We start from the raw sequence: 12373 nt of genomic DNA on the forward strand, positions 1-12373 counted from the left end.
CTTATGGGCCTTGATAGGGAGAAAATGTGCAAAACGCCCGGCCAGTTTCGTACCTACAAAAATTTGTCGCGTATTCTTTTGGCAGAGAAATATTATAAGGAGGAACCTGTGTCAACTCCCAATGATCCGTACAACGCGCAGTCGCGCCGTCCGCTCGATGATGAAGACTTCTTGGCTCCCATCGAGGAATCCGTGCCGCCCGCGCGGAGTGGTAGCGCGATGAGCGCGGCCAGTATGGCCAGTGCTGCCAGTGCGCAGGAAGCTATTAGTGCTTTGGAAGAACCAATCTTCGACGAGCCGGCGGATCAGCAAAACGCAGGTTCTTATTCTTCCGGCACTGCCGGCGTGGCCGGTGCTACCAGTGGGGCCGGCACTTATGGTGCCACTAGCACGGCCGATACCAAAGCTACCGTTGGCGCCGAAGCTATGGCTGGCACGGCTGCCTCAACCAGCACTACCGGCACAACCGATACTGCCGGTACTACGGGCACTGCGGGTGCGGAGACTGCCGCTGTCGAACTATCCGGCCCCGCCACCGTAACTGGCCCAGCTACTGTAGTTGCTCCAGCCGCCGTAACTGGCTCAGCCGCTACTTCCGGCACCGCTGGTGTTGCCGCGGGTACAAGCGGTCCGCGCGCGCGGCGTTCCGTTTGGCCGGCGGGCACCATATCGGATTCCTCCATCGCAGGTGGTGCGGATGCGCCAAGTGCGGCGTCGAGTAGCGCGGCAGGTTCGGTGCCAGATGCGGTGCCACCTGTGGCCGGTACCGAAACTGTTGGCGGTACGAGTTTTGGCACGGGCACAGAAAACGTTTTTGACGGGGTGGGCGCCCCGGCTCCTGCTCCGGCCCCGGCCTCCCAACAGGCCGCTATGCCGCCCGCCCGCGAGTATGCGACTTTGGGTCAAGCAGCCGGGATCGATAAACCGGTGAGTGCAGAAGGCGGGGAGCAAATCAGCCCCTATGTGGCCGAAGAAATCCCGTACACACCGCCGGCCGCGCCGTCCGAGTTCTCACCTGCGCCGGAATCGGAAGCACAAAGCCGCATGTCGCAGTGGGCCACGGTCGAAGGCGGTGCTATCGCACTGCCGGAAGAACCGAAGGGCCGCGGGTGGACGCACGTGTGGGTGACCTTCGTAAGTTTCCTATTAGTCGTGGTCGGTTGGTACCTGATTTCTGACGGTATGGCCGGTTTGCGGCTCGCCCAACCTCTTACCGAAGAATTCCTGGCCGACCCAGCAAGCGCGCACGCAGCCGGCGTTTCTTTCGTTCCCCTCGTGGAACTTTTGGGCGGCGGCGCAGCGCTCCTTTTGCTGGGTTTGCTAGCGCGCAGGTCCAGTTTTGCGGCGCAATTCTTCGGCGTCGTCTTTATCGTGGCAGGCTTGCTCACGCTGTTCGTGCCCGCACTCGGCATGTATGCGGCGCAGGGCTGGGCGCAAGTAACCGCCTCGCTCAACTATCAAATCGTCCAAAATATTACGGCGCACCTGTTCCGCAACTTTATGTGGGGTGGGTTCCTCATCTTCGGGGTGGGGCTGTTCAGCATCGGTTTCGCCGCCCACGGGGCACGACGCCGGGGCGCCCGCCGTGCCGAAGCAACAACCCGCCGCGAAATCTACGAACAGGGCAACTAGCAAAACTAGCAGAGGAGTCTAGCAAGCCGGCTGGGCGGCCGGCGCTACTTCCACGATTTTGGTAGTGCCGTGAATTTTGGTGCGCCGCTTCCAGGCTTGGACCAGGGCGGTAAGGCCGAAGAGCACGCCGTCCACGAAGGCCATCATGGCGGAGGTGGGCAGGTCGAGCCGCCACGCCACGAAGAAACCAATAATCGCGCTGGCAATGGCGATCGCGATCGTCAACGGAATTACCTTGCGCAGATTGTGGCTAACCAGCAGCGCGGTAGCTGCCGGGCAGATCATGAGGGCAATTACCAGGATTGAACCGGCCACGTTAAAGGCCGCCACGATCGTCAGTGCCACCAAGAACATGAGCATATTTTCTACCGCGCGTACCGGCATGCCAGCCGTGAGCGCAAACTGCCGATCGAAGGTCGCGGTTTCTAGGACGCGGAAGTAACGCCAAATAAACAGGGCATTGATCGCGCATACCCCCAGCAGGATCCACATGGTCCGCGGGCCAATATCGTAATTCCCCACGATAATATGCTCGGTGCTCAGCGCCATGAGGTTCAGATCGCCGGCCAACACCGTATCGGTGCAAATATGGATATTTGAGAAAACCGTCGATAATAACAGCACGCCCAAGGAGAAGAGCGCGGGGAAGATAACGCCTTGGTCGGCGTCGCCGGCAAGGAGGCGCGAACCACGTAACCAGTTAGACGCCCACACAATAATCAAACCCATGAGCGTGGCCGCAACCACCATGATGGGGGAGTGTAGGCTCCCGGAAAGCGCCACGCCGATCACGATCCCGGGCAGTACCGCGTGAGAAATGGCGTCCACAATCATGGATTGGCGGCGCAGCACCACAAAAATACCCGGCAGCGCGCAAGTTACCGAAGCAACCGCGGCTAACAAGAAAGCAGCCGTAATAAAACTCATGAAACCGTCACTCCTTGCGCGCCTGCTTCGGGCGCGTCTAGTTTTTGCGCAGCTGCTCCCTGCGCGCCTGCTCCCTGCGTAGCTGCTCCGGGCGCGTCTAGTTTTTGTGCATCGGGTGCGGGCACCTCGGGTTCGGGTGCATCGAGTTCGCGCATTTCCTGCATATCGCCCGAAAGCTTGCGGCCCCGCCGGCGGGGGCTAAGCACCAAACCGACCACGAACATGAGGAACAAGAGCAGTACTACCACGGGCCCGGTCGGTACTTTGCCCGCACAAATTGACAGATAGGCACCTATCCCGCCGGCGGCCGCGCCAAGCAATCCGGAACCAAGCACCATTTGACTCATCGAGCGGGCAAATTGGTGCATTACCGTGGCCGGCAGAATTGCGAAAGCCACCATGAGGATCATGCCTACGGACTTCACGCCGGTCACAATCGCGATGGTAATGCACGTCATGAGCAGGCCGTTCACGATAGCGGGCCGGTAGCCGTAGCTCTGCGCGGTGAGCGGATCAAAAATACTCACTTTGAATTCTTTCCAGAACACGACAAGTACGATGAGGATCGCAACTCCGAACCAGAAAATCGTGGTCAGATCGGAAGCTCGCGTGGTGGCAGCATTACCGAAAATATAGTTGGAAAGGCCAGAACGGTTCGGCAGGGAAGAATGATTTACCATGTGCAATCCGCACATCCCGCCGCCGTAAAACAAGGCGAGGCTTACTGCCATCGCAGTATCGGGGGCGATGGTGGTGCGCGCGGTGATCCAATGCGTGAACGCTACCGAAAGGAATCCGGATATGGCCGCGCCGATCACCAGTACCGTCATCGACTGGCCATTAATACCGAGCACAGCGGTAGCGAAAACGAAAGCTCCCACCACGCCGAAGATCGCCGAATGCCCCATTACATCAGAGAGCAAAGACTGCCGGCGCAAATACAACAAAGAACCAAAAGCTCCGGCTAGTAGCCCTACCAGTAGCGCCGCCAAAAACGTGGTACGAAAACCGTAGGTGCCCAAAAACTCGCTGATTGGGATGAAGGAAAAGTCCATTCCGCTTACACCCCTAGCAGGTCGCTCGAAATTCCATAGGCTGCGGTAAGCGCCTGCGGCGCCAAAACCTTCTTCACATCCCCGCTTTCCACTACGTGCCCGCCGGAAAGTAAAGTGGCGTGCGTGCAGAAACTCGCGAGGTTGTTCAGGTCATGATGCACGATAATCACGGTTTTTCCGTTCGCCACTTCGGCGCGCAGCACGTCAATAATGAGCGCTTCGGAAGCTTTATCAATGCCCGCAAAAGGTTCATCCATCAGTAATAGATCTGCTTCTTGGGCGAGTAGCCGCGCCACAAAAACGCGTTGCTTTTGCCCGCCAGAAAGTTGCGAAATGTGGCGCCGCCCCAGCTTTTCCAGGCCCACCTTTTCCATCGCTTGCTTGGCTAAGGCACGTTGCTTGCGGCCCGGCCGGCGCATCCAGCCCAGCTTCGGGTAGGTGCCCATGAGTACGACGTCGTTCACAACGATCGGGAAATCCCAATCAACATCGGCCGTTTGCGGCATATAAGCTACCCGCGGGCGCACTTTATCGAGGGGTTCCCCAAAGAATTTCGCGCTCCCCGTAGTGCCGGCCAGCAGGCCGAGCGAGGCTTTGAGCAGTGTTGATTTCCCCGAACCATTCGGCCCCACAATGGCGTGGATCGTTTGCGGGGAAACGGTTACTGAAACCGAATCGAGGGCGAGAGTGCGCTGGTAACCGGCACTCAAATCGCGAACGCTCAACGGTGCGTGCTGTGTCATTTTCACTTCCTCAGGAAAAGAAATCCTCCCGTTGTGAAGAATAACGAGGGAGGCTTTCTTAGCTAATTCGTGGCAATCGCGCTATTTGGTAAGCGCTCCCACAATTGCTTCAATATTGTGTTCGAAAGCGCCCAGGTACGTATCCAGAGGCGCGGTTTCGCCGAGGGTATCAGCGAAAAGCTCGGTATCGGAGACTTCCACGTTTCCGCCCTTGGCGTGCACGGAATCCTGCAGGTGCTTAATCACTTCCGGATTCTTCAGGTTATCTTGGAAGACGACGCCGATCTTATGGTCCACGATCAACTGGGCCAGTTCGTCCATTTCAGCGGCAGACATTTCTGATTCCGAAGAAACGAAATCCGTGGCATAAACTTCCAGATCGTAGGTCTTGCCCAGGTAGTTAAAGGCATCATGGCCGGTAACCAGGAAACGCTTTTCCTTCGGGATTTGAGCCATTTGTTCCGCGGCCTTTTCATGAGCCTTTTGGATTTCGGCATTGTACTTTTCCGCATTCGCACGGTAGGTAGCCGCATTATCGGGCCGCAGCTCGCTGAACTTATTGGCAATGTTGTTTACCGTGTACTGCCACAGTTCGGGCGAGTTCCACACGTGCGGATCGTGCCCCTCGATCTTGCCATCTTCTTCCCAGGGGAGAAGTTCGTTTTCGGGGATAGCTTCTGCCGCGGGCAGGGACCGTTCTCCCAGGTTATCGAAATGGTCCATCATACGATGTTCCATATCGTGGCTCGTCCACACCACAACGTCTGCCTTATCGACCTTTTCGATATCGGCCGTGGTTAGTTCTTGGGTGTGGGGATCGCCGCCCGGGGCAACCAAGGTGGTGACTTCAGCTTCCGGATCAATATTCTGGATCGCGTCGGTAAGATAGCCGGTAGTGGAAACTACTTGGATCGGGCCGGAAGAAGTAGCACCGGAGGTAGCCTCGGCTGTACCTGAATCGGTGGCCGTGTCCGTGGCACAACCGCTCATAGTGGTAAGTGCGAGGACGCAAGCGGCAACCGATCCGAAGATGCGTGCGATTTTCATGTGTTCTCTTTCTAGGCATAAAGCCGTCGAATAATTCCAATTTGCGTTAGAGCTAGAAACGCTATAGCGCGCTAGTACGGTTAGGCTAACCTAATTCGCTACCCGCCGTAAAGGTAGAGAACCTCTCATCTTTGAAAACCATTCGCATTAACGCTGCTTACGTGCATGAATGCGTGATTGATCGCCTGGCGCGCGGTGCACATGGTTTCCACAGTTGGCGGCGCGGCACGCAGATTCACAGTTTTTCCTCCCGGCCGGGTAGGGCCAGGCCACTTCGACGATTCTTTTCCTAGGCGCTTTTCGAAGACGCCGGCACGCTCGCCGCATTATCACGCACCGGAGTTTTAGTTTCCCGGTTGTTGGTAATTGCAATGCGGCTGCGAGCAAACAACTGGAAGAAAACAAAGAAAACAACAGTGGAGGAAAAATGTCTACACATTACGCAGATATTCGCCATAATCCAGGTGAAGAAGGAATGACGACGGCGGAATATGCTGTCGGTACTGTAGGTGCAACAAGCATTGCCGGAATCCTGGTTTGGCTAGCCCAACAAGACTGGTTCAAGGATATGATTTCGGCGCTCTTCAAGAAAATCTTTCGCCTTTAAACGTATTTATCCTTTGTTCATTATCTAGGCCTCGCCTTGTGCGGTCTTTAGATACAAGGCGAAATAAGGCAAATTGCGCAGAAAAGTTATTTTCTGCCATCGTGTGTCATTTTCTAGCAACTGGTGGGCAGGCCGAACGGCAGAAAAATCTGCTGTTCGTGCCTGCCCACCAGGGAAGGCCGCCGGGAAGTCCCACGGTAAAGGCTTCCGGTAAAGCCGCAGGGAAATGTCCGGCGAGGGCCGAGGGAAGACACTGGGAGGCACTGGGGACGGTCGCAGGGGAGGCCTCACAGTGCGGGAAAGAAAACAGAGTAAAGGGACTAGTGGTAGGCGGCGAAAGTAGATGCAAAAGAAAAATAAGCAGAAGATAGATTTCGGCGAACCCGCATCTGCGGTGCGCTGGGCGGGAAAATCTAGGCGCGATAAATCCGAAAGCGGCATGGTAACCGTGGAAATTGCCTTAGGAATGCTTGCTTTGCTGAGCGTGGTGATTTTGGCGCTATATGCCTTGTGGACGGCGGTGCAATATTTTGAGGTGCAAGATGCGAGCCGGGAAATTGCGGTGCTAGCGGCCCGCGGTAGATCTTATGAAGAAGTTTCGAGCCAGGTACTTCCTTCCGGTGCCAGCCTAAAAATTGATACTGGTTCGGGGCAATCAGGCCGGGCACTAATAACGGTAGAAAAACGGGCGGCCGGCCCTTTTAATCTCCAGCTTCGTGCCGAAACCCTGGTTGATCTAGAACCGGGTGTGCTGCTCGAAAAATAAGCCGTAAGGCCGGTGCCGAGGCATAAAGCCGCGGTCAACGCCGCGGAGAAATCCGGGCCAGAACCCGAGCAGAACCCAGCTATAACCAGGGCCAGAACTCAGACTAAAACTTAGCCAGAACCCGGGCAGTAGCCCGGCAATAACCGGGCTGCAACCGAGCAGCAGTAAAGATCAGAAATCCCAGTACTAACCGGCATCGAAAAAGCATGGCGCCGCGAGCATCGGAAGTAACACGGATACCGCAAACAAACTGAGTACTGCGAATAGCACAGGAATCCAAACAGCACGGTCAAGAAAACAACACGGTCAAGAAAGAACACGGTCAGGTAAGCGGCACGGTCAGGAAAGCGGCACCGTCAGGAAAGCGGCACCGTCAGGAAAACAGCACCGTCAAGAAAGCAACACAGGAAGGCAAATGTATGGAGAAGTGGAAGTGCCGGTATGTCGAAAGCCGTCAGGTCCGCCCGCGCTCGCGGCAGCGTGCGTGGGTGCTTCCACATTTGCATAAACGGAACTGGCGGAAGTCCCGGGGAAGGAACCGCGCAAAGACCTGGGGAATGGGCCGGGCAAAATTCTGGGGAAAGAACCGGGCGAAAGCCGGGCAAACACATGTAGGCCCGCCAAAAACTGGTGGTGGTACCGCAGAAGTAGGGGCGGGAAGTGTTTTGACTATTGGGGCTATTGCCGTGCTACTCGCGGTATTCGCGGGTGCTATTGCGGTTGCGCAAGGCCTGAAAATACGTGGTCAAGTGCGCATGGTGGCGGACGTAAATGCAATCCAAGTGGCCGACCGTATTATTAACCAGCACCAGGAAGTGGGCCAGGCCTGTGCGCTGGCCGCCGCGAATGTACAAGCGCAGGGCCTGGAACTCACCTCTTGCCGGGAAAATGAAGAAGTCGTGACGGTAGAAGTTCGCGGCAAAGTGCCGGCGTTGCCAGGCGTATATATGTGCCAGGAAGCCCGGGCCGGCCCGGTATAAACTTCGTGCCGGCCGATATGAACAAGGCATATTTTGCTAGGGCTTTCCGCTGTGCTTCGTGTAGAACATTTAGGCTTCTTGTAGCGCATCTAGTAGTAAACGCAGGAAAGCTATGGCGGCCTTTTTGTGTAGCGGTTCGTTATTGTTTCCGCATTTGGGGGATTGGATACAGCGGGGGCATCCGCTATCACACGGGCAGGAAGCAACCAGGTCCAAAGTGGCGGCTATCCAGCGGGCGCCGGCGTCGTACCCGCGTTCGGCACAGCCGGAACCACCCGGAATCGCATCGTGCACGATCACCGTGGCACACCCCGTATCGGCATGTAGAGCCGTGGAAAGGCCGCCCAAATCCCACCGGTCGCAGGTGGCGAAAAACGGGAGCATGGCGATCGCCGCGTGTTCGGCACCGTGCAGGCCGCCCGGCACTTCGGCCGCTAGAATTCCGCTCGCGGCCAGAGCCGCCGGTGTGATCGTCCACCAGGTGGCTTGCGTGCGTAGCTGCCGCACGGGCATGGTGAGTGGCACGAAACCGAGGTACATGCCATCGCGGGCGCGGCGCAAATCGTATCCGGTGACCTGCGATTCAACGAGCACTTCCCCGCGCGCCCACACGCCAATGGAAGTAGAAACCGAGTTTTGGGTGTCCAAGATTTCCACGCGCGATTCTTGCCGGGCAAAGGTGCGCAGGTCGGCTTCATCTTGCCGGGAGACGAAGGCTACTTCAGCGGTGAGTGATTCGACGTGGAAGGCGGCGCCTTGGTGGATGTAGATCGCGCCCGGGAAAACAGTGGTGTCGGCCCGGTTTGAATCGACCGTGCCCAGTAGCGCACCCGTGCTTTGCTCGATAATGGAAACAGTGGTGCCACTACCGCGCAGATCTACGACGTCGTGCGCACAAACTCCGAGGGAAGTGTTCCAGAACCAGCCGGTGGGGCGTTTCTTCAAGAACCCTTCCGCTTCCAAGCGGGTGAAGAACTCGGGGCCGCTCACCCCAAAAATGTTGGCATCGGCGCTCGTGAGAGGTAGTTCGGCGGCAGCCGCGCACACGTGCGGGACTAACACATTGGGGTTGGCTGGGTCGAAGACGTTTGCTTCGGCTTGCCCGGTAGTGATTTGTTCCGGGTGGGAGAGGAGGTATTGGTCGAGCGGGTTTTCGCGGCCAATAAAAATGCCGACGCCGCTTTGCCCGGCCCGGCCGGCGCGGCCGACCTGTTGTAAGAAGGAAGCGCGTGTGCCCGGCCAGCCGCAGACGATTACGCCGTCGAGCCCGGAAATGTCGATTCCGAGCTCCAAGGCGCTCGTGGTGGAAAGGCCGCGCAAGGTTCCTTCCCGCAGTTCTTGTTCGAGCAGGCGGCGTTCTTCGGGAAGATAGCCGCCGCGGTAGGCAGCCACCGAATCACGCAGGTGCGGGGCAATTTTCTCTAAATATTCGCGGGCGATTTGTGCCACGCGTTCCGTGCCTGGCCGCGAACGCACAAAAGTGAGGACCCGCCCGCCGGCCGCAACCAGGCGGGCCATGAGTTCCCCAGCTTCCGTATAAGCGGAGCGCCGAATTTTCGGCGTGGTGGTTTCGGTGGTTTCGGTGGTTTCGGTGGTTTCGGGGGTTTGGGGAGTTTCGGGATGTACCGCTACTTCTTGGCACCGCCAGAAAACGATATTCCGAGCACCGCTCGGCGAAGCATCCGCGGTTACTACCGCAACGTCCCCAAAAGCATCCCCTAAAAACCTGCGCGCAGTACCTTGCGGATCACCAACGGTGGCAGAAAGGGCCACAACGGTTGGCCGGGCCCCGTAGTGCCGGGCCAAGCGCAATAAGCGGCGCACTACATGCGCAATATTTGCGCCAAAAACTCCCCGATAGTAGTGGAACTCGTCGATAACGAGCACTTGCAGGCCGCGTAATACCCGCGTCCACCGCGGATGGTTAGCCAAAATCGAACGGTGCATAAAATCTGGGTTGGAAAGCACAATATCGGCATATTCGCGGGCAAAGCGCCGGCCGTCCCGGTCCGTATCCCCGTCACAAACCGCGGCCGTGACCTGCGGATTTGCGGCAAGCAGGAGGTGGTGGAGGGAATCGTATTGGTCGGCGGCAAGAGCTTTGGTAGGGGCCAAATAGATCCCAGTAGGCCGGTGCCGCACTGCCGAAAGCCGGCTGGGCGATTCATGGGCCGGCAAGATTTTGGCCAGCAACGGCACCCAGGCGGCCAAAGATTTTCCCGAACCCGTGCCCGTAGCTACCACGGTATTTGTGCCGCGGTAGATAAGGTCGGCAGCACTAGCTTGATGCGTCCACGGTTTACCGGCCCCCGCCTCTTCCAGTGCGGCCAATAGCTCTGGTGGCACCCAGCTCGGCCATTGCCCATAGCTGGCCGGCCGGGCGGGTATTTGCACCTCGCCCGCAATCTGGCCGGCATGGGCGCTGTGCCGTATCGTATCGAGAAGGAAATCCACGGCTACCAGTGTGCCACGCCCTGCCGCCGGCGGCTTTCGGCGCGTGTTTCCGTGTGGGCACAGGTTTGATTTGCGGCCACGTCCGCGCGAGGAACGCTAGTTTTTGGTGAGAGGTTTCCGCGCGGGCGCATAAACACGGCAGCGCAGGGCAGTAGGGTGAACCCATGGACGAATTCTTGCCCGCCGCTAGCGTGGAACAACTTGCCGCTACTTTGCGCGCTGACCTTGCCGATTACCGAACCGGCCCGGTGCGTGAATTACTTGGCGAGGTAGCTTACGGTGCCGTTTTGCGTGAACAGCGCGTGCCCGCAGCGCGGCGCTGCCACGCGCTACTAGCAGCCAGCCCGGAGCCTTCCGGGGCATTTTCGCCTGCCCAGCGGCTGGCGGCACAGATTTTGCTGCTAATGCTCGGTGAACCGTTACCTGCCGGCACGCTTGCCGCGGCTTTGCCTGCCACGTGGGCAAACCCGACGGCGCGGCACGCGCTACTCACCATGGCCACGCCCGCAGCGCTACCCGAAGCCGAGGGACCAGATTCCACAGCTCCGGCAACCGCGCCCGCAGCCGCGCGAGCTAAATCCACAGCTCCCACAGCCGCTCCCGCAGCTGCGCCGGCAGAACCCGCCACGCAAGATTTGTGGCAAGCACAGTTCCAAATAGTGCCGGTGCTAGACGGCTATGCGGCCGAAGCTGCGGAAGCAGGTGCCCCATCCGCAGGGGCAGGCGCCACACCTGCAATGCTTGACGGCGGCCAAAATATGCGAAGCGCCAAGCGCATCGATAGACGCGGCGGCGCTCGCGGCCGCGCTAACCACACCTCCGGTACCGGTGCCGGCTCCAACACCGGCAGCGCAACCAGCACCATCGCCGGTACCGCCGCGAACGCCAACAGCTCAGTCAGCGTCACCAGTACCGCGAACGCCAACAGCGCTGCCACCACCGGCCAGGAGTTTCTGATTGCCTCCGATTTTGGGGAGCTCGCAGGCCGCACGCCCAGCCCGGACTTCGTGATGCCGGTGGGCGGGGCTACGAGTACTTTGGCGCGCGTAGTCATGTACCCGGCGGGGCGGGTGCTCGATTTAGGAACTGGCGCTGGATATCACGCAATTGTGGCGGCCCGGGCCGGATGCCAGGTAGTGGCCACCGATATTTCTACGCGGGCTTTGCGTTTTGCGGCGCTCAATGCCGCGCTGGCGCAAGTAACAGAAAATATCGAATTGCGGCACGGTTCGCTTTTCGAACCGGTAGAAGGGCAATTCCAGACGATCGTTTCCAACCCGCCCTTCGTAATTACCCCGCAAAGTTTGCGCGAAAAACGCGTCTTTGCCTACCGCGATGGTGGTATGGGCGGCGATGAGCTCGTAGGCGAGCTGATTGCCGGGCTCGGTAAATATTTAGCTCCGGCAGGCCGGGCCTATATTTTGGGGAATGCGGAAGTGCCGGGCGGCCAACCCTGGTATGCCCATCCGCGGCGTTGGGCACAACAATCCGGGTTAGATGCCTGGTTTATTGAGCGGGAAAGAGTAGATTGTGCCCGCTATGTAGAAATGTGGTTGCGCGACGCCGGTTCCCGCCCTCGCGATCCGGACTATGAGGAAAACTATGCGGCCTGGCTGGCAGATTTCGAAGCCCGCGGCGTCGCACATATTTCTTTCGGCTACGGTATTTTTAGCCAGCCCCATAACCCCCGCACCCCGGTTTTCTGGGAACAAGAACTTTCTGGCCAGCCGCACGCGAAGTTGCGCTACCATTTGGCACGCGTGTGGGGTAGCCGCCATTTATGCGGGGTAGCGGATAGCCGCCATCTAGGTGAAGCAGCTATGGAAAAACTGCGCTGGCGCAAGCGAGATGTGATGGAGCACCGGGTGTATGCGCCGGGCGCGGAAGATCCGGCGCGGATTATGCTCGTGCAAACCGCCGGTTTTGGGCAATCTTTGCCGGTCAGCTCGGAAACCGCCGCCATTATTGGGGCCTGTGATGGGGACGTAACGCTCGGTGCCCTGATCGCGGCGGTTGCTAGCATCTATGGCGAAACTGAAGAAAAAATTAGAGATACGGTCATGCCGGAAATTCGAGAAGCCGTTATGCTCGGGGTGCTTGAGGAATACGCAGCAGCGGACGGATGAGGCAATGTCTCGAAACCCGAATGTGTAGACTGCTAT

Annotated in this window: 10 protein-coding genes; 5 read left to right on the forward strand and 5 right to left on the reverse strand. The window is 58.4% G+C overall.

Features of this window, described 5'->3' with window-relative positions; all coding sequences use genetic code 11:
• Positions 1–108 precede the first annotated feature (108 nt).
• On the forward strand, positions 109–1632 hold the full coding sequence (locus BLT47_RS05595) for a hypothetical protein (RefSeq protein ID WP_143021784.1): 1524 nt from the start codon (positions 109–111) through the stop codon (positions 1630–1632).
• A gap of 18 nt (positions 1633–1650) precedes the next feature.
• Here BLT47_RS05595 and BLT47_RS05600 read toward each other — a convergent pair whose 3' ends face one another.
• The 4 genes from BLT47_RS05600 to BLT47_RS05615 form a co-directional block, all read right to left on the reverse strand.
• Entirely contained in the window at positions 1651–2559 is a 909-nt protein-coding gene (locus tag BLT47_RS05600) for a metal ABC transporter permease (protein WP_074662595.1), read from the reverse strand.
• Positions 2556–3614: a metal ABC transporter permease gene (locus BLT47_RS05605; RefSeq protein ID WP_074662598.1), complete on the reverse strand. Its 1059-nt coding sequence runs from the start codon at positions 3612–3614 to the stop codon at positions 2556–2558. The genes BLT47_RS05600 and BLT47_RS05605 overlap by 4 nt, the downstream gene beginning before the upstream one ends.
• A 5-nt stretch (positions 3615–3619) precedes the next feature.
• Positions 3620–4357, reverse strand: coding sequence for a metal ABC transporter ATP-binding protein (locus BLT47_RS05610; RefSeq protein ID WP_074662601.1), 738 nt, complete (start codon positions 4355–4357; stop codon positions 3620–3622).
• An 81-nt stretch (positions 4358–4438) separates the two neighbouring features.
• Positions 4439–5404: a metal ABC transporter substrate-binding protein gene (locus tag BLT47_RS05615; protein ID WP_049618905.1), complete on the reverse strand. Its 966-nt coding sequence runs from the start codon at positions 5402–5404 to the stop codon at positions 4439–4441.
• Between the two features lie 427 nt (positions 5405–5831).
• On the opposite strand from BLT47_RS05615, the gene BLT47_RS05620 reads away from it, so the two are divergent.
• The 3 genes from BLT47_RS05620 (at position 5832) to BLT47_RS05630 (ending at position 7757) form a co-directional block, all read left to right on the forward strand.
• On the forward strand, positions 5832–6011 hold the full coding sequence (locus tag BLT47_RS05620) for a DUF4244 domain-containing protein (RefSeq protein WP_049618906.1): 180 nt from the start codon (positions 5832–5834) through the stop codon (positions 6009–6011).
• A 343-nt stretch (positions 6012–6354) separates the two neighbouring features.
• Positions 6355–6777, forward strand: a complete 423-nt coding sequence (locus tag BLT47_RS05625; protein WP_074662603.1) for a TadE family type IV pilus minor pilin — start codon at positions 6355–6357, stop codon at positions 6775–6777.
• Between the two features lie 557 nt (positions 6778–7334).
• Positions 7335–7757 carry an Rv3654c family TadE-like protein gene (locus BLT47_RS05630; RefSeq protein ID WP_074662607.1) on the forward strand — a complete coding sequence of 141 codons (423 nt, stop codon included), beginning with the start codon at positions 7335–7337 and terminating at the stop codon, positions 7755–7757.
• A gap of 69 nt (positions 7758–7826) precedes the next feature.
• Here BLT47_RS05630 and BLT47_RS05635 read toward each other — a convergent pair whose 3' ends face one another.
• Positions 7827–10211, reverse strand: coding sequence for a DEAD/DEAH box helicase (locus BLT47_RS05635; protein WP_256332544.1), 2385 nt, complete (start codon positions 10209–10211; stop codon positions 7827–7829).
• Positions 10212–10375: 164 nt separating this feature from the next.
• Here BLT47_RS05635 and BLT47_RS09420 point away from each other — a divergent pair, with 164 nt between their 5' ends.
• Positions 10376–12337 (forward strand): methyltransferase, encoded by a 1962-nt coding sequence (locus BLT47_RS09420; protein ID WP_074662610.1) that lies wholly within the window; start codon positions 10376–10378, stop codon positions 12335–12337.
• Positions 12338–12373: the final 36 nt, after the last annotated feature.

The organism is Actinobaculum suis, from assembly GCF_900102025.1.
Classification (GTDB): Bacteria; Actinomycetota; Actinomycetes; order Actinomycetales; family Actinomycetaceae; genus Actinobaculum; species Actinobaculum suis.